Annotated in this window: 15 protein-coding genes, 2 pseudogenes and 1 other annotated feature; of the genes and pseudogenes, 6 read left to right on the top strand and 11 right to left on the bottom strand. The window is 56.9% G+C overall.

The window, feature by feature from the left end; genetic code table 11:
- Positions 1-3 precede the first annotated feature (3 nt).
- A pseudogene (gene trpD / locus DXXMK7_RS23060) lies at positions 4-1,600 on the bottom strand (bifunctional anthranilate synthase glutamate amidotransferase component TrpG/anthranilate phosphoribosyltransferase TrpD).
- Entirely contained in the window at positions 1,600-3,162 is a 1,563-nt protein-coding gene (locus DXXMK7_RS10390; RefSeq protein WP_038919020.1) for an anthranilate synthase component 1, read from the bottom strand. The pseudogene trpD and the gene DXXMK7_RS10390 overlap by 1 nt, the downstream one beginning before the upstream one ends.
- Positions 3,163-3,184: 22 nt before the next feature.
- Positions 3,185-3,285 (bottom strand) — a sequence feature (Trp leader region).
- A 251-nt stretch (positions 3,286-3,536) separates the two neighbouring features.
- Here DXXMK7_RS10390 and DXXMK7_RS10395 point away from each other — a divergent pair.
- The 3 genes from DXXMK7_RS10395 to rluB all read left to right on the top strand — a co-directional run bounded on the left by DXXMK7_RS10395 (position 3,537) and on the right by rluB (position 6,200).
- Entirely contained in the window at positions 3,537-4,409 is an 873-nt protein-coding gene (locus DXXMK7_RS10395; protein WP_038919021.1) for a PHP domain-containing protein, read from the top strand.
- A 91-nt stretch (positions 4,410-4,500) separates the two neighbouring features.
- The gene (locus tag DXXMK7_RS10400) at positions 4,501-5,121 is read left to right on the top strand and encodes an L-threonylcarbamoyladenylate synthase (protein ID WP_038919022.1); all 621 of its coding nucleotides are present in this window, start codon (positions 4,501-4,503) and stop codon (positions 5,119-5,121) included.
- Between the two features lie 188 nt (positions 5,122-5,309).
- Positions 5,310-6,200 carry a 23S rRNA pseudouridine(2605) synthase RluB gene (gene rluB, locus DXXMK7_RS10405; protein ID WP_038658786.1) on the top strand — a complete coding sequence of 297 codons (891 nt, stop codon included), beginning with the start codon at positions 5,310-5,312 and terminating at the stop codon, positions 6,198-6,200.
- A 49-nt stretch (positions 6,201-6,249) separates the two neighbouring features.
- On the opposite strand, the gene cobO is transcribed toward rluB, so the two are convergent.
- Positions 6,250-6,840, bottom strand: a complete 591-nt coding sequence (gene cobO / locus DXXMK7_RS10410) for a cob(I)yrinic acid a,c-diamide adenosyltransferase (RefSeq protein ID WP_038658783.1) — start codon at positions 6,838-6,840, stop codon at positions 6,250-6,252.
- Between the two features lie 21 nt (positions 6,841-6,861).
- Positions 6,862-7,623 (bottom strand): YciK family oxidoreductase, encoded by a 762-nt coding sequence (locus tag DXXMK7_RS10415; RefSeq protein WP_038919023.1) that lies wholly within the window; start codon positions 7,621-7,623, stop codon positions 6,862-6,864.
- A 282-nt stretch (positions 7,624-7,905) separates the two neighbouring features.
- On the opposite strand from DXXMK7_RS10415, the gene sohB reads away from it, so the two are divergent.
- Positions 7,906-8,952: a protease SohB gene (sohB, locus tag DXXMK7_RS10420; RefSeq protein ID WP_038920965.1), complete on the top strand. Its 1,047-nt coding sequence runs from the start codon at positions 7,906-7,908 to the stop codon at positions 8,950-8,952.
- A 387-nt stretch (positions 8,953-9,339) separates the two neighbouring features.
- On the opposite strand, the gene DXXMK7_RS10425 is transcribed toward sohB, so the two are convergent.
- Complete coding sequence (locus tag DXXMK7_RS10425; protein ID WP_038919024.1) at positions 9,340-9,933, bottom strand: YolA family protein; 594 nt, start codon at positions 9,931-9,933, stop codon at positions 9,340-9,342.
- Between the two features lie 442 nt (positions 9,934-10,375).
- Positions 10,376-10,645 carry a YciN family protein gene (locus tag DXXMK7_RS10430; RefSeq protein WP_033568757.1) on the bottom strand — a complete coding sequence of 90 codons (270 nt, stop codon included), beginning with the start codon at positions 10,643-10,645 and terminating at the stop codon, positions 10,376-10,378.
- 441 nt (positions 10,646-11,086) lie between these two features.
- On the opposite strand from DXXMK7_RS10430, the gene topA reads away from it, so the two are divergent.
- Together topA and cysB are read left to right on the top strand one after the other, a co-directional pair.
- Positions 11,087-13,690, top strand: a complete 2,604-nt coding sequence (gene topA / locus DXXMK7_RS10435; protein WP_038919025.1) for a type I DNA topoisomerase — start codon at positions 11,087-11,089, stop codon at positions 13,688-13,690.
- A 336-nt stretch (positions 13,691-14,026) separates the two neighbouring features.
- On the top strand, positions 14,027-15,001 hold the full coding sequence (cysB, locus tag DXXMK7_RS10440; protein ID WP_013317898.1) for an HTH-type transcriptional regulator CysB: 975 nt from the start codon (positions 14,027-14,029) through the stop codon (positions 14,999-15,001).
- 83 nt (positions 15,002-15,084) lie between these two features.
- On the opposite strand, the gene nth is transcribed toward cysB, so the two are convergent.
- The 5 genes and pseudogenes from nth to DXXMK7_RS23065 all read right to left on the bottom strand — a co-directional run.
- On the bottom strand, positions 15,085-15,720 hold the full coding sequence (nth, locus tag DXXMK7_RS10445) for an endonuclease III (protein WP_038919026.1): 636 nt from the start codon (positions 15,718-15,720) through the stop codon (positions 15,085-15,087).
- 1 nt (position 15,721) lies between these two features.
- The gene (locus DXXMK7_RS10450) at positions 15,722-16,414 is read right to left on the bottom strand and encodes an electron transport complex subunit E (protein ID WP_038919027.1); all 693 of its coding nucleotides are present in this window, start codon (positions 16,412-16,414) and stop codon (positions 15,722-15,724) included.
- Complete coding sequence (gene rsxG, locus DXXMK7_RS10455; RefSeq protein ID WP_038920966.1) at positions 16,411-17,040, bottom strand: electron transport complex subunit RsxG; 630 nt, start codon at positions 17,038-17,040, stop codon at positions 16,411-16,413. Before rsxG ends, DXXMK7_RS10450 begins: the two co-directional genes overlap by 4 nt.
- A 12-nt stretch (positions 17,041-17,052) precedes the next feature.
- A complete protein-coding gene (gene rsxD / locus DXXMK7_RS10460) occupies positions 17,053-18,105 on the bottom strand; it encodes an electron transport complex subunit RsxD (RefSeq protein ID WP_038919029.1) in 1,053 nt (350 codons plus the stop codon).
- Positions 18,106-18,315, bottom strand: a pseudogene (locus DXXMK7_RS23065) (electron transporter RnfC); the annotation flags it as partial. It lies immediately after the preceding gene.

Below are 18,315 nucleotides of genomic sequence, written 5' to 3' on the forward strand. Positions count from 1 at the left end.
TCATCATCCTCTGGCTGCCAGTTCCAGCACGCGCTGGTAAGCCTGACCGCTGTGAATCACGTCCAGCGCCTGTCGGGCATTCTGCCGCAGATCTTCCTGTCCGAACAATTTCAGCAACAGCGCCACATTGGCCGCGACAGCCGCGTCGTGCGCCGGTTGGCCCTTACCCTGAAGCAATCGAGCCAGAATATCACGGTTTTCTTCCGGCGTGCCGCCCAGCAAATCATCCAGTGCGAAGGAGTCCAGCCCGAAATCATGAGGCGTCAGCTGGTAGGTTTCCACCTGACCGTCACGCAGTTCGGCAACCTGTGTCGGCGCATGAATGGCGACTTCATCCATACCGCCGCCGTGCACCACGGCCGCGCGCTGGTATCCCAGCACTTTCAGAGTTTCGGCGATTGGCCGTACCAGTTCCGGCCGGTAGACGCCGATCAGCGCCAACGGCGGGCGGGCCGGGTTGATCAGCGGCCCCAGCACGTTGAACACGGTACGGGTTTTCAACTGCTGGCGCACCGGCATCGCGTGACGGAAACCGGTGTGGTATTGCGGCGCAAACAGAAAGCATACCCCCAGATCGTCCAGCGCCTGGCGTGATACCTCAGCCGACATATCGAGCTTGATGCCGAACGCCGACAGCAAATCCGACGAGCCGGAACGGCTGGAGACGCTGCGGTTGCCGTGCTTGGCGACCTTTAGCCCACAGGCGGCGGCCACAAACGCGCTGGCGGTGGAGATGTTGATGCTGTTGGTGCCGTCGCCGCCGGTGCCGACGATGTCCGCGAACAGGTAGTCCGGGCGCGGGAACGGCTTGGCGTCGGCCAGCAGCGCGGTGGCGGCCCCGGCGATTTCATCCGGGTGCTCGCCGCGTACCTTCATGCTGATCAGCGCCGCAGCCAGTTGCGTCGGATCAAGTTCACCCTGAATGATGGCGGCAAACAGCTGCTGGCTTTCTGCCTGACTCAGGATGTCGGCGCGGTACAGTTTTTCAAGAATCGGTTGCATCAGTGGTGTCTCCGTCAAATCAGGCCAGTGCCCAGTCCAGCGTCTGGTTCAGCAAACGTGCGCCGTGAGTGGTGAGGATGGATTCCGGGTGGAACTGGAAACCGCAAACGCGATGCTCGTCATGGCGCACCGCCATCACCATGCCGTTAAAACTGGCGTTAATCACCAGTTCGGCCGGGATGTCGCTGCCAACCAGCGAGTGGTAACGCGCCACCGGCAGCGGGCTGGGCAGGCCGTTGAACATCGCCTGACCGTCGTGCTCAATGCTGGAGGCTTTGCCATGCAGAATTTCACCGGCCTGACCGACATGACCGCCGTAGGCTTCAACGATAGCCTGATGGCCCAGACAGATGCCGATGATCGGCAACTGACCGCGCAGGCGTTGCAGCAGTGCCGGCATGCAGCCGGCTTCAGACGGCGTTCCGGGGCCGGGCGAGAGCATCAGCACCGGTTTTTCCATCTGCTGCAGTCGGTCGATAATGACATCGGCAGGCAGTTGATTGCGGTACACCACTACGTTATGGCCGCTGGCGCGCAACTGGTCGACCAGGTTATAGGTAAAAGAGTCGATATTATCGAGCAACAGGATATCGGCCATCAGAACACCTCCCGGGCATGATGCGCACTGGCAATCGCGCGCAGAACCGCGCGGGCTTTGTTACGGGTTTCATCGGCCTCAGCCTGCGGGTGGGAATCCAGCACTACGCCGGCGCCGGCCTGCACGGTGGCGATGCCGTCTTCCACGTAAGCGGAGCGGATCACGATGCAGGTGTCGAGGTCGCCGCGGGCGGTGAAGTAGCCCACTGCGCCACCGTAACTGCCGCGGCGGGTTTTCTCGCTTTCCGCGATCAGCTGCATGGCGCGTACTTTGGGGGCGCCGCTCAACGTGCCCATGTTCATGCAGGCGCGGTAGGCGTGCAGCACGTCCAGATCCGCGCGCAGGGTACCGACCACGCGGGACACCAGATGCATCACGAACGAATAACGGTCTACTTTAGTCAGGTCCGCCACATAGCGGCTGCCGGGTTCGCAGATTCGCGCCAGATCGTTGCGGGCCAGGTCCACCAGCATCAGGTGTTCGGCCAGTTCTTTATGATCGGTACGCATTTCCAGCTCGATACGGCTGTCCAGATCCCGGTCCAGCGAGCCGTCGGCGTGGCGGCCGCGCGGGCGAGTGCCGGCGATGGGATAGATTTCGATCTGGCGGCTGGCGGCGTCGTATTTGAGCGAACTTTCCGGCGACGCGCCGAACAGGGTGAAATCCTGATCCTGCATGTAGAACATGTAAGGACTGGGGTTGTTGTCTTTCAGGGTCTGGTAGGCGGCCAGCGGCGACGGGCACGGCAGCGAGAAGCGGCGGGACGGCACCACCTGGAAAATTTCGCCGATGCGGATCGCCTGCTGCATCTGGCTGACCACGGCGCCGTAATCTTCATCGCTCTGGTTACAGGCCAGCGTCATGGTGTCCACCGTCTGGCACGGCAACGCCGGGGCCGGCTGGCGCAACTGATGCTGCAACTGTTCCAGACGCTGTTGCAGGCGCTGACGTTCCGCGGCGTTAGGGGTAAACAGGCTGGCCTGCAGATGGGTAGCGCGTTGTTGATGGTCCACCACCAGCAGGGTTTCGGCCAGGTAGAAGCAGTAATCCGGGCAACGTTGTTGCTGGCTGAGCGGCGGCAGACTTTCGAAACCCGCCACCAGATCGTAGGCGAACAGCCCGCCGAAGAACATGGCCTCACGCTCATGCTCCGGGCATGCCACCAGCGCCAGCAGTTGGCGCAGCGCGTCAAATACCGACAGGGAGCGCAGACGCGCGTCTTCGTCCTGCATGATATCGATGGTCGGGAAGGTCAGTTCGCGGCTGTTCGGGCGCGCATCGACGATGACATCAGCAGGCAGTGCGTTATCCAACAGCGGCAACAGCGACGCGCCGTTGGCGGTCAGCGCCTGAATCGACACCTGTGGTCCGAGGGCGGTAATACGCAGGGCGCTGTCGACGATAAGCAGGCTTTGCAGATTTTGTTTGCTATCGATTTCCGCCGACTCCAGCAGCAGGGTTGCCGGGCGAGCGCCGCACAGCTGGTGGAACATCGCGCTGGGGTCGTTGCGGTATTCGGCACCGACGCGCAGCAGCTCAAGTTCAGGTTGTGGTATTTGCATGATGTCTACTCGTATTTTGTCCATAAAAAAACCCGCTAATCAGCGGGCTTCAGGATATGCATGTCAGATAATGGCTATGCGTCATCACTTCGCCCGCAACAGGGAGAAGCGCCACCAACCAGCATGATTTTTCAGGGTTAGGGTCATTACCGTCATCGCCATTGTCCTCATTTATCGCTACGTTTGAACTTGTGTACTAGTTAACTGGAACGGGAAAGGGAAGTCAATAACATTTCACACGATTTTTTCGGGGAGATGTCCGGCTGTAGATGGCTGGCCGACAACCCACATCGGGCCCACCGATCTTTTTTCCTTTTTAGCGAGGTTGGTGGCATCATGCCGCCTGAAATTCCCTGAACAGAGAGACACCTGACGTGCCAGACGAGTTGCCGGTATCACCGACGTTTCCCCTGTATGATCTGCACAGCCACACCACGGCTTCCGACGGTTTGCTGACGCCAACCGAGCTGGTGCAGCGCGCGGTGAGCATGCGCGTCAGCGTGCTGGCGATCACCGATCACGACACTACCGCGGCGCTGGATGAGGCGCAGACCGCTATTCAGCAGCAGGCGCTGCCGTTGCGGTTGATTTCCGGCGTCGAGATTTCCACCGTGTGGGAAAACCATGAGATCCATATCGTCGGGCTGGGGCTGGATTGCCGACATCCGGCGCTGACGTCATTACTGCAACAGCAGGTGAAGTACCGCGAGCAGCGGGCCGTGCAGATTGCGCAGCGGCTGGAAAAGGCGCTGATTCCGGATGCGCTGGCGGGGGCGTCCCGACTGGCGGAAGGCGGCATGATAACGCGCGGGCATTTCGCGCGTTATCTGGTGGAATTAGGGAAAGCCGCCACAGTGGCGCAGGTGTTCAAAAAGTATCTGGCTAAAGGGAAAACCGGTTATGTGCCGCCGCAGTGGTGTACAATACAGCAAGCCGTGGACGCTATCCGCCAGTCGGGCGGGGTCGCGGTGCTGGCGCATCCCGGCCGTTATGACCTGACCGCCAAGTGGCTGAAACGGTTGATCGGGCATTTTGCCGGGTGCGGCGGAGAAGCGATGGAAATAGCCCAGTGTCAACAGGCGCCGGACGAGCGTTCGCATTTGGCGCGTTATGCGCAGGACTACCATTTGCTGGGGTCGCAGGGTTCGGATTTTCATCAGCCCTGCGCCTGGATAGAACTGGGACGAAAATTGTGGCTGCCCGCCGGCGTGGAGCCGGTCTGGCAACATCCGGCGTTGGCCGATTAAACCCCGGTAGATATCACGACAGCATTCGTTCAACCCGTTATGGCGGTGTCGCCTGGCGGGGTGTACGTTTTCAGAAGGCAGAGGACGTAGCATGAGTCAGTTTTTCTATATTCACCCGCAGAACCCGCAACCGCGGCTGATCAACCAGACGGTGGAAATCCTGCACAAAAGCGGGGTAATTGTGTACCCCACCGATTCAGGGTACGCGCTAGGGTGCATGCTGGAGGATAAAGCGGCGATGGAGCGCATCTGCCGCATTCGTGATCTGGATCAGAACCATAATTTCACCCTGATGTGCCGCGATCTGTCGGAGTTATCTTCTTACGCCTATGTGGATAACGCCGCGTTCCGGTTGATCAAGAATAATACCCCCGGCAATTACACCTTCATTCTCAAAGCGACTAAGGAAGTGCCGCGTCGCCTGATGAATGAGAAACGCAAAACCATCGGCATGCGCGTGCCGTCCAATCCGATTGCGCTGGAATTGCTGGCGGCGTTGAATGAGCCGCTGATGTCGACCACGCTGATGTTGCCGGGCAACGATTTCGCCGAGTCCGATCCGGAAGAAATTCAGGAACAACTGGGCAAACGGGTGGATTTGGTCATTCACGGCGGTTTTCTGGGGCAACAGCCCACTACGGTTATCGATCTGACCGAATCCGTGCCGGTGGTGGTGCGCGAAGGCACCGGCGATGTGACGCCATTTCTGTAACGCAGAAACGCCGTAATGGCGTTTCCCAATGCGTATTCATCTCCGCTAACATTTGGCATACAAACGGCACAAATCAGGGTATAATCGCGAAAATATGCGTTAACTCTTTATTTTTCATGAGTTAACGCGATTTCTGGTCATCATGACATTCCCCCCGACGCCTGTGAAGGCGACACAGAGGTTGCTCAATGAGCGAAAAGCTACAGAAAGTGCTGGCGCGTGCAGGGCACGGTTCACGCCGCGAAATTGAAAGTATGATTGAAGCCGGGCGCATTAGCGTTGACGGCAAGATTGCCACGCTGGGGGACCGCGTTGAGGTTACCCGGGCGACCAAAATTCGTATTGACGGGCATGTGGTGTCGGTGCGCGAAACCGAAGAAGCCGTGTGCCGTGTGCTGATGTATTACAAGCCGGAAGGGGAACTCTGTACCCGCAGCGACCCGGAAGGACGGCCAACGGTATTTGACCGTCTGCCGCGAATTCAGGGATACCGCTGGGTAGCGGTAGGGCGTCTGGATGTGAATACCTCCGGCCTGTTGCTGTTCACGACTGACGGCGAGCTGGCGAATCGCCTGATGCACCCCAGCCGTGAAGTGGAACGTGAGTATGCCGTGCGCGTGTTCGGCGAAGTGGGCGATGACAAAATTCGTCAACTGAGTAAAGGCGTACAACTGGAAGACGGTCCGGCGGCGTTCCGCTCGATCCGCTATCAGGGGGGCGAAGGGTTGAACCAGTGGTACAACGTGACCCTGACCGAAGGCCGCAACCGCGAAGTGCGTCGTTTGTGGGAAGCGGTCGACGTGCAGGTTAGCCGGCTGATTCGCGTGCGCTACGGCGACATTCAGTTGCCGAAAGGATTGCCGCGCGGCGGCTGGATGGAGATGGGCCTGACCGACGTCAACTACCTGCGTGAACTGGTGCAACTGACGCCGGAAACGGTCAGCAAATTGCCGGTGGAGCGTGAGCGGCGCCGGGTGAAAGCCAATCAGATCCGCCGTGCGGTGAAACGTCACAGCCAGGTGGGCGTCAGTAACCGCCCGGCCGCCGGCCGCCGTAGCGCGCCGAAGCGTAACGGTTAACCCGTCTGTTTAACGCTGCGCCGCTGGTGCAGCGTCGTCCTGTTTTATCCTACCAGTCAATACCTTGCTGAGCCTGAATGCCGGCATCAAAGGCGTGCTTCACAGGGCGCATTTCCGTCACCGTATCCGCCAGTTCCAGTACATCACGATGGCAGCCGCGGCCGGTAATGATAACGCTCTGGTGCGCCGGGCGCTGTTGCAGGGCGGTAATCACGTCATCCAGCGGTAAATAGTCGTAGCTGATCATGTAGGTCAACTCGTCGAGCACCACCAGATCGAGCGAGTCATCCGCCAGCATACGTAATCCATGCTGCCAGACACCTCTGGCCGCATCGGTGTCGGTCTGACGATTTTGGGTTTCCCAGGTAAAACCGGTCGCCATCACCTGAAATTCCACCCCGTGCTGTTGCAGCAGATTTTTCTCGCCGTTTGGCCATTCGCCTTTGATGAACTGGATCACGCCGGCTTTCAGACCGTGGCCCACCGCCCGGGTTACGGTGCCGAAGGCTGCGGTGGTCTTGCCTTTGCCGTTGCCGGTAAACACCATCACTATGCCGCGCACGTCAGTGGCGGCGGCGATGCGGGCGTCTACTTTTTCCTTCAGCCGTTGCTGTCGTTGCTGATGGCGATCGTCGCTCATGCGTCGGTATCCTTTGCTTAATCACTCGGCCAGGCCGGGCTTGCGGCCGGGTTGGGCATCGAAACTCATGCCGGTTTTGCGACGGCTGTCATCCCCCATTAAATACAGGTAAAGCGGCATGATATCGGCCGGGGTTTTGAGTTTATTCGGATCTTCATCGGGAAACGCGGCGGCACGCATTGATGTGCGGGTACCGCCCGGATTGATGCAGTTGACCCTTAGGTTGCGGTTGCGGTATTCCTCGGCCAGTACCTGCATCATGCCTTCAGTGGCGAATTTGGATACCGAGTAGGCGCCCCAGTTGGCGCGCCCCTGACGGCCGACGCTGGAGCTGGTGAAAATCAGCGACGGACTGGCTGATTTCAGCAACAACGGCAACAGCGCCTGCGTCAGCATAAAGGTCGCATTAACGTTGACTTGCATCACCTGATGCCAGACGGTGGCGGATTGTTCTTCCATCGGCACGACGTCACCCAGCAGACCGGCATTATGCAATACGCCGTCCAGCCGCGGCAGCGCCTGGCCGAGCTGCCCGGCGATCTGTATGAAATCATGATGGCTGGCGGTCAGCATATCGCAGGGAATCAGATAACTGTGGACGCCGCATTCCTGCAGGATCTGTTGTTCCACCTCCTGCAGTTTGCTCTCTGTGCGCCCCAGCAACACCAGTTTCGCACCGTGGCGCGCGTAGGTCAGCGCCGCTTCGCGGCCAATGCCGTCACCGGCGCCGGTGACCAGAATGATACGGTGTTGCAGCAGGTCATGCTTGGGTTGGTAATGCAAAACGGTGTCCTCTGGCTGTCATCATCCGGGGATGATGAGGTGTTTCCGAAAAAGCCATAATGGGTGTTTTATGCCTGAAACAATAGGTGTTTTCAATCAGAAGGTCCGGTTTTCTCACAGTTTGTGCGGTAAAAAGCAGCGGAAAGTACAATTTATGTATGAAGATCATCGCCATTGCGTCCGTCATACGTTAGGTTAGAAGTTCGGCGCGCCGCGCTGGAACCGTAATGGTTGTTGAAGAATCAACGTCATATATCACATTGGTCAATGAAGGCGGTATTTGTGGAATTACTTTCTCAGTATGGTTTATTCCTGGCAAAAGTCGTCACCCTTGTCGTCGCCATCGGCGCATTGGTGGTGCTGACAGTCGGTATGACGCAGCGTAAGCGCCATCGAAAGGGCGAACTGCAGGTGATTAATCTGGGCGAACAATACCGCGAAATGCGGCAGGAGATGCAGTCCGCCGCCATGAGCGATACCGCGCGCAGCCTGCTGGAGAAAAAGCAGAAGAAAGAAGAAAAGGAAACCGCCAAACAGGAGAAGAAACGCGCCAAACGGGGGGAAGAGAAATCCGCTCGTTCGTGTTTGTATGTGCTCGATTTTAACGGCAGCATGGATGCCGGTGAGGTGAGTTCGCTGCGTGAAGAAGTGTCCGCAGTGCTGGCGGTGGCCCGGCCGGAAGATGAAGTGTTGTTGCGTCTGGAAAGCCCCGGCGGTGTGGTGCACGGCTACGGGCTGGCGGCTTCGCAACTGCAGCGGTTTCGTCAGCGCGGTATCCGCCTGACGGTGGCGGTAGACAAGGTGGCGGCCAGCGGCGGCTATATGATGGCGTGCGTAGCGGATCGCATTGTGGCGGCGCCGTTCGCCATTGTCGGGTCGATTGGCGTGGTGGCGCAAATCCCCAACTTCAACCGGCTGCTGAAAAGCAAAGATATCGATGTGGAACTGCATACTGCGGGTCAGTACAAACGTACCCTGACGTTGTTCGGCGAAAATACCGAAGAAGGCCGGGAGAAGTTTCGCGAGGAATTGAATGAAACGCACCTGCTGTTCAAACAGTTTGTCAGCGAGATGCGCCCGTCGCTGGATATTGAGTCGGTTGCTACCGGCGAGCACTGGTTCGGCACGCAGGCCAGAGCGATGGGGCTGGTGGATGCTATCGGCACCAGCGACGATCTGCTGATCGCGGAAATGGAAAACCACGAAGTGCTGGCCGTGCGCTATACCCGCCGCAAACGTCTGTTGGACCGCCTCACCGGCAGCACCGGCGATGCTCTGGAACGCCTGATGCTGCGCTGGTGGCAGCGGGGCAGTAACCCCCAGTTGTAATTCACCTTAGTGTTTAACCCCCCCGCCTGTCCGCGCTGAGCAATGCCATCCGCATATTAGCGGCCGGATAGGTGGGTAACCGGTTCCTGTAATGTAATCGCTACTCTCCATCTCTCAGGCTCTAAACCTGATTGTTGAACGCCAGGTTCCCATCCATCACGATTATTTCCCACCCTTCCTTCATTAAGACGCTATTTTACCGTCACTCCTATCCATAGCCATGCATGCTGCGGACTATGGATTTTTATTTTTTGGGGTTTCTTGAAATAGCGCATTCCATTTATATCAATGTGCGGGCGATTTCTATTTCCAAATCAGAATATACACACTAATAATGTGTGTTTTATTCAGAGTGAACGGCCCGAATCGGGCCGTTCAGATGGCGAATTAATTAATATAGATCTGTGTGAATAATGTATTTCTCGGCGCGTTGGTGGATGTGTCCTGGAATTTAAACTGACCGTTATCAGTCCCATCCAGATTGTAATAACGCATCCAGCCAACAACGGTATATCCGGCCGGGCAAGGGAAGGTATATTGATTCCCGACAATACAAATGGCGTCACTTTGATAATTAGCCGAACGAGGCAATGCGCCGCCATTCATCCAGGCAACGGGGTTGCTGCCGTAGCCAATTTCCTGCACCACGACTCTGAGCTGGGCGCCGCCGTGGTCACAGGTAGTTGAGAACTGACCAACAGACGTCATGTATTCCCAGCCGCAGGTTGATGAACCGACCGCATACACGGCGACCCGTGACAACGCCGGAGCGGGGGCCCGCAAGGCGCCAGAGGTGGATGCGCGGGACGTGTCTTTGGCCGCAGACAGCGGGCTGTTGTTTTCCAGTGAATCAAACGCCGACATACCTAATTCGACCGGCGGGCCTGCTTCATCGGTAGTATTGATGGTTTGCGAATAGCCAGCGTGGCTAAAAATTGCTGCGAGTGACAATAGCAAAGGCAATCCAAATTGCTTTTTCATAACACTCTCCGTAAATGTTTTTTAATTAATGCCTGGGTGGCATCGGTGGCGAGTATAAATAACGATATTTGATTTGTAAATAAATTGAAAAATTTGTTTTTAATTGTTTTGATTTTGTTTTGTGAAATTAATCTATTTGAAATGATATTTTTTAAAATCAAGGGGAATATATTTATTAAAAAATAGTTTCGTTGATTATTTTAAGTCATGCATGAGCCCATGCTGACGGCGTTTTTCATCCAAACATCATGCGGGCGGCCTGATATCAACCTAATCGTTGGGAGGAGATAAAATAGAAGCATGCGTGGCGGATAGGGCGTTCAGAAAATCAGAATGATCGAAGTGCACAATAGCGGGAGCCACGCTGTGATCCTTGCTCTGCATCAGAGGGCACGCCGGGAGCGGCCCGCATCAGCAGGTAGCGCCCGGCGGGATTCCGGTGTTAATCGATTAACTGGTATTTTTCCGACAAAACGTGCGCCAGGTGTTTGAACATATTGAACACCGCCGTGGTCTTGTGCGTCGGCAATCCATCGCTGTCGAGAAAGTATTCGCCACGAAACACCAGCACGCCACTCTTTTGTTCTACCGCATTGGCTACCATGCCGTGCAGGTAGTCTTCGTGGTTTTTAATCAGTGTGTTGGCTTCCAGCAGCAGAGCCTCGCGACCAATTGGCGTTTTTTCTTCATTTATGTGTGTAAAACCAGACATGGGATTGTTCTCCTGCAAATAACCCTTGTTTTGCTGGCGCTATTGTACCGCCTGAACGGAATTTATCGCAAACTGACTGATTTTTAGTCGCCTGTTTGCCGATAAACACGAGAGTAACGATTGGCGAAAACGGGTTTTACATGCTAATTAGGTTGCGTGGTGTTATTTATCAGGTAGAGTGTGGGATTTTGCATCGTCAAGCGGAATAATTGCTTTGCGCCGGGACGGAACCGGTTACCGCAAAGGGCGGTGCAGTAAATGAATAATCCTGAATGATCATAGGGTTGCGACGCGGTGAGTGCGTGCGGCGCGCCGTCGACGCACCAACAGAACGATTTTCCCGCAACCATGATGGTTCAGGCTACGCCGGCTGGAAAGCCAGAGCGAATAACTGAGAAAATTTCTTCTTTTTTCAAAGAATTCAGTAGGTAACAATATATTATGGGTAAAGCTCTCGTTATCGTCGAGTCCCCGGCAAAAGCCAAAACGATTAATAAGTACCTTGGCAATGATTACGTGGTGAAATCCAGCGTGGGGCATGTACGCGACTTGCCGACCAGCGGCTCCGGTTCGGCGAGCAAGAAAAGCGCTGAGGCCAACGGGGAAAAAGCCAAAAAAGCAGTCAAGAAAGATGAAAAAACCGCGCTGGTCAACCGCATGGGGGTGGATCCCTATCGCGGCTGGCAGGCTCAGTATGAGATTCTGCCCGGCAAGGAAAAAGTCGTATCGGAACTGAAAACGCTGGCGCAGAACGCCGAGCACGTCTATCTCGCAACCGACCTTGACCGCGAAGGGGAAGCCATTGCCTGGCACCTGCGGGAAATCATCGGTGGCGACGATACGCGTTTCAGCCGCGTGGTGTTCAACGAGATCACCAAAAACGCCATTCGCCAGGCGTTCGACAATCCGGGCGAACTGAATATCAACCGCGTCAACGCCCAGCAGGCCCGCCGTTTCATGGACCGCGTGGTGGGTTACATGGTATCGCCGCTGCTGTGGAAAAAGATTGCCCGTGGGCTGTCCGCCGGTCGCGTACAGTCAGTGGCGGTACGTCTGGTGGTGGAGCGCGAGCGCGAAATCAAAGCGTTTGTGCCGGAAGAATACTGGGAATTGCACGCCGATTTGCTGGCGAACCCGGAAATCGCGCTGCAGATGCAGGTAACACACCACAACGGCAAACCGTTCCGGCCGGTGAATCAGGCTCAGACGCAAGCGGCGGTCAGCCTGCTGGAAAAAGCCAGCTATGTAGTGGCCGAGCGGGAAGACAAACCGACCAGCAGCAAACCGGGCGCGCCGTTTATTACTTCTACTCTGCAGCAGGCCGCCAGCACCCGTCTGGGCTTCGGCGTGAAAAAGACCATGATGATGGCGCAACGGTTGTATGAAGCCGGCCATATCACTTACATGCGTACCGACTCCACCAACCTGAGTCAGGATGCGCTAGCGATGGCGCGTGATTATATCCATGACGAATTTGGCAAACGCTATCTGCCGGAAGCGCCCAACCTTTACACCAGCAAGGAAAACTCGCAGGAAGCGCACGAAGCCATTCGTCCTTCCGATGTGAAGGTGCTGGCCGACCAGCTCAAAGACATGGAAGCGGATGCGCAAAAGCTGTATCAACTGATTTGGCGGCAGTTTGTGGCCTGTCAGATGATGCCGGCCCAATACGATTCCACCACGCTGGTGGTCAGCGCCGGCGACTATCAGCTGCGTGCCAAAGGGCGCACTCTGCGCTTCGACGGCTGGACCAAGGTGATGCCGGCGTTGCGTAAGGGCGATGAAGACCGCACGTTGCCGGCCGTCGACGTGGGGCAATCCCTGTCGCTGGAAAAACTATTGCCAAGTCAGCACTTTACCAAACCGCCGGCGCGTTACAGCGAAGCATCGCTGGTCAAGGAGCTGGAAAAGCGCGGTATCGGCCGTCCTTCCACGTATGCCGCCATCATCTCCACCATTCAGGATCGTGGTTATGTGCGGGTGGAAAACCGCCGTTTCTACGCCGAGAAGATGGGGGAGATCGTGACCGATCGGCTGGAAGATAACTTCCGCGAGCTGATGAACTACGATTTTACCGCCCGTATGGAAAATAGCCTCGACCTGGTGGCGAACAGCCAGGCCGAGTGGAAAGCGGTGCTGGATGAATTCTTCGCCGAATTCAGCAAACAGCTGGAAACCGCCGAGCTGGAGCCGGACGAGGGCGGCATGAAGCCGAACCAGATGGTGCTGACCAGCATTGATTGCCCGACCTGCGGCCGCAAAATGGGGATCCGTACCGCCAGCACCGGGGTGTTCCTCGGCTGTTCCGGTTACGCGTTGCCGCCCAAAGAACGCTGCAAAACCACCATCAACCTGATTCCGGAAGCGGAAGTGTTGAATGTGCTGGAAGGCGACGAGGCGGAAACCAATGCGCTGCGCGCCCGTCGCCGCTGCCCGAAATGCGGCACGGCGATGGACAGCTACCTGATCGACAATCAGCGCAAACTGCATGTGTGCGGCAACAACCCGTCCTGCGATGGCTATGAGATCGAACAAGGCGAGTTCCGCCTCAAAGGCTATGACGGCCCGGTAGTGGAATGCGAGAAGTGCGGTTCGGAAATGCACCTGAAAATGGGGCGTTTCGGCAAATATATGGCCTGTACCAACGAAAGCTGCGGCAATACCCGCAAAATTCTGCGTAACGGGGAAGTGGCGCCGCCGAAAGAAGATCCGGTGCCGTTGCCGGAGCTGCCGTGCGAGAAATCCGACGCCTATTTTGTGCTGCGCGATGGCGCAGCGGGCGTGTTCCTGGCGGCCAATACCTTCCCGAAATCGCGGGAAACCCGCGCGCCGCTGGTGGAAGAACTGGTGCGTTTCCGCGATCGCCTGCCAGAGAAATTACGCTATCTGGCCGAGGCGCCTGTGGTCGATCCGGAAGGCAACAAAACGCTGGTGCGGTTCAGCCGCAAAACCAAACAGCAGTATGTTTCCTCTGAAAAAGAGGGCAAAGCTACTGGATGGTCGGCATTTTATGTGGACGGCAAATGGGTGGAAAGCAGCCGCTAATTACGCCGATAATTGACTAAAACCGCATTTTTTCCATCTGTTTGCGGTTACATTACGTTAAGCCAGCCTGCATAGGCTGGCTTTTTTGATCCATCAACCATGAATATCATCCGCCGGCAGCCGATAACAAAAAAGGAAATAAAAACCCGTTTTCCAGTACCAGTACTGTCTAAGTAATACAGAAAGTGGTTATATAAAATATTTTTTTATGATTAAATGGCATTTAAGTGGCGAGAATCTATACCGTTGCATTGAGCTGTCGCCCCCTTGTCAACGCAGATAACGTCAACAATACAGATGCCGCCGCGCATGACATATTACGGAATGGGATAACTTATGAAACTGCAACAGCTTCGTTATATCGTTGAAGTTGTTAATCACAATCTGAACGTTTCTTCGACCGCCGAGGGGTTGTACACCTCCCAGCCGGGGATCAGTAAACAGGTTCGGATGCTTGAAGATGAACTGGGTATTCAGATCTTTGCACGCAGCGGAAAACATTTGACCCAGGTTACGCCTGCCGGGCAGGAAATCATTCGTATCGCCCGTGAGGTGCTGTCCAAGGTCGATGCCATCAAAGCGGTGGCAGGCGAGCACACTTATCCAGACAAAGGCTCGCTGTACGTCGCCACCACGCACACTCAGGCGCGTTACGCGTTGCCTGACGTGATCAAAGGGTTTATCGAGCGTTATCCGCGCGTTTCGCTGCATATGCATCAAGGCTCGCCGATGCAGATTGCCGAAGCCGTGGCCAAAGGCTCTGCGGATTTCGCCATCGCCACCGAAGCGCTGCATTTGTATGAAGACCTGATCATGCTGCCGTGCTACCACTGGAACCGCGCTGTGGTAGTGAAGCCGGACCATCCGCTGGCGGGTAAAACCGATATCAGCATTGAAGAACTGGCAGCCTACCCGATCGTCACCTATACCTTCGGTTTTACCGGCCGTTCCGAACTGGATACCGCATTCAACCGGGCCGGACTGACGCCGCGCATCGTGTTTACCGCGACCGATGCCGATGTGATCAAAACCTATGTCCGCCTGGGACTGGGCGTCGGCGTCATCGCCAATATGGCGGTGGACCCGGCCAGCGATCCGGATCTGGTGGCTATCAACGCCGATAACCTGTTCAGTTATAGCACCACCAAAATCGGTTTTCGTCGCAGTACGTTCCTGCGTAGCTACATGTACGATTTTATTCATCGTTTTGCGCCGCACCTGACACGTGATGTGGTGGATACGGCGATTTCGCTGCGCTCGAATGAAGAGATCGAAGCCATGTTCAAGGACGTTACGCTGCCGGTGAAATAATCAATCCATTTCACTGTGCGACATGATGCAACAAGGGCAGGTGAAAACCTGCCCTTGTCATTACGGAATAACAGCGTCGTCGGTCAGATATCGACCTTTTCCTTATATTCGCACAAGTCCTCTATCAGACAGGCGCCGCAGCGCGGCTTGCGGGCGACGCAGGTATAACGGCCGTGCAGGATCAGCCAGTGGTGACAGTCGACCTTGAATTCCGCCGGGACGTATTTCAGCAATTTTTCTTCCACCTGCTCGACGGTTTTGCCCGGTGCAAAGTGGGTACGATTGCAAACGCGGAAGATATGGGTATCCACCGCGATGGTTGGCCAGCCAAAAGCGGTGTTCAGCACCACGTTGGCGGTTTTACGCCCGACGCCGGGCAGGGCTTCCAGCGCGGCGCGATCTTCCGGCACCTGGCCCTGATGTTTATCCAGCAAAATGCGGCAGGTTTTGATGATGTTTTCAGCCTTGCTGTTGAACAGCCCGATGGTCTTGATATACGACTTCACGCCGTCCACGCCTAAATCCAGCATCGCCTGCGGCGTATTCGCCACCGGATAGAGCTTTTCCGTGGCTTTGTTAACGCTGACGTCGGTGGCTTGCGCGGACAGCAGCACCGAAATGAGCAGTTCAAACGGCGAGTTGAATTTCAGTTCGGTGGTGGGATGCGGGTTGTTTTCTCGCAGGCGGCTAAGAATGGCAATCCGTTTCTCTTTGTTCATATTATTCCGTCAGCGTAGATGAGCTAAGAGGCGACAGCCGCACCGTACGGGCACGGCGCTGTTTGCGTTTTTCATCGATAATATATTTGGCTGCCAGCATCATTCCCAGTCCGATAAAGGCGCCGGGCGGCAAAATCATCAGCAGGAACGGCGAGTCCATATGCACGACCTCGACCCGTAACACCCGAGCCCAACTGCCCAGCAGCAGGTCGGCGCCGTCAAACAGGGTGCCATTGCCGAGGATCTCTCTTATCGCGCCCAGCACAAACAGCGCGCTGGTGGCGCCCAGGCCCATGAACAGGCCGTCCAATGCCGACAGCATCACCGTATTTTTCGACGCGAAGGCTTCCGCGCGCCCAATCACGATACAGTTGGTGACGATCAGCGGGATAAAAATCCCCAGCGACTGATACAGACCGTAGGCGTAAGCGTTGATCAGCATCTGCACGATGGTGACCACCGAGGCAATCAGCAAGACGTAAATCGGAATACGAATTTCGTCCGGCACCCAACGGCGCAGCGCGGAAACGGCAATATTGGTGCATGTCAGCACCAGCGTGGTGGCGAGCCCCAGTCCGAGCGCGTTGGTGGCGGTGGAGGTCACCGCCAGCAGCGGGCACAGCCCCAGCAGTTGCACCAGTGCCGAGTTGTTTTTCCACAGTCCCTGCAGGGCCAGTTCTTTGGTCTGGTTCATGGTTTATCTCCACATGGCGTCAGGGTGGACAGTCGCGGCGGCAAGGTTTGTAAAAACAGGGCGCCGCGTTTCACCGCATTGACCACCGCGCGCGGGGTAATGGTGGCGCCGGTAAACTGATCAAACTGGCCGCCGTCTTTTTTCACCGCCCAGCGGCTATCTTGTGAATCTGTAACGGCCTGGCCGGTAAAACGCGTTATCCAGTCGGAAATACGGATATCGATCTTGTCGCCCAACCCCGGTGTCTCATGATGCTCGGTGACCCGTGTGCCCAGCACGGTACCATGAAAGTCTGCGCCAATCAGCAGATGGATCGCGCCGGAATAACCGTCAGGCGCGGTGCTTTCCAGCGCGGCGGCGACCGGTGCGCCGTCATGGCGAGCGATGTAGACACGGTGTGGCGAAGCGGAGCCCAGCGCCGGGTCGCTCACCAGATAGCACTCGCTGAGCAGATCGTTGTTATAGCGATCGACAGGGATCACCTGGTCCAGCAGCGCGCGCTGCTGTGCGATAACCTGCTGCGAAATGGTTTTTTCGGTCAGGGAGTTAACCAGTGCGGTCAACCCGGTGGTAAAGGCGGCAAACAGAGCCAGCGTGGTGGCATGGCGGCGCATAGTGGTCAGCAGCATAATCCGTCCTTAGCGATGGCCATAAGCGCGTGGTTTAGTGAAATAGTCGATCAACGGCACGGTAATGTTGGCCAACAGCACGGCGAAAGCCACGCCATCAGGGTAACCGCCGTAGGTGCGGATGGTCCATACCAGCACGCCGATCAACGCGCCGAAAATCAGGCGACCTCTGGGCGTGGTGGAGGCGGTAACCGGGTCGGTGGCGATAAAGAACGCGCCCAGCATGGTCGCGCCGGAAAACAGGTGCAGCAGCGGCGGGGCGCTGACGTCCGGATGCAGGTACCAACCCGCCAGCGCGCATACGGACAACGCGAGCAGGAAACTGAACGGAATCTGCCAGTGGATGACCCGCAGCAACAGCATAAACAGGCCGCCGGCCAGAAAAGCCAGATTAATCCATTGCCAGCCCAGCCCGGCCAGCACGCCGCCAAATAACGGCTGATGCAGCAACGCTTCGGGTTGATGACCGCTGCGCAAGCCGGTTTTGAATGCGTCCAGCGGCGTGGCCTGACTGACGCCATCCACCCCCTGAATCAGCTGCTGGATAGTCTGACCCGCCGTTCCGTGACCGGTGAAGATCGCCGTCAGCGCATCCATGAACCCGACCGGCGATGCCTGCAGCCCGTCCGGCGGCAACCAACTGGTCATCTGCACCGGGAAGGAAATCAGCAGCACCACGTAGCCGATCATTGCCGGATTGAACGGGTTTTGCCCCAGTCCGCCGTACAGCTGCTTGGCGATAATAATGGCGAAGAGGGTGGCCAACACCACCATCCACCAGGGCGTAAACGGCGGCAGGCTGATGGCCAGCAGAACTGCCGTCAACAGCGCGGAACTGTCCTGCAGCGTTTCCAGCACCGGTCGTTTTCGCAATGACAATATCGCCGCTTCGGTAAAGAGCGCGGTGATGCTGGCCAGCGCCAGCTGGATCAGGTTGCCGTAACCGAAAAACCAGGCTTGCGCCGCGAGGCCGGGCACACAGGCGGCCAGAACCCAGCGCATCATATTGCGGGTGGACTGGCGGTTATGGGTAAACGGTGAGGGTGCGATTCTGAAAGCCATTTAGTCCTCTTGCGACGCCTGCGATGCGGCGGCCTTGCGTGCTTTAACCCGGGCGATGGCAGCGGCGACGGCGGCTTTACGCGGGTCGATAATCTCGGTTGGGGCGGCATCAGCCGGTGTGGCCGGGAGCGCGCTTTCCAGCGCTTCCACTGTGGTTGATGCCGGCGCATGGGGTGACAATGTCACGTCTTCTGCGGTACCAGACTGCAC

It is taken from the genome of Dickeya sp. MK7 (assembly GCF_000406305.1).
GTDB lineage: Bacteria > Pseudomonadota > Gammaproteobacteria > Enterobacterales > Enterobacteriaceae > Dickeya > Dickeya fangzhongdai.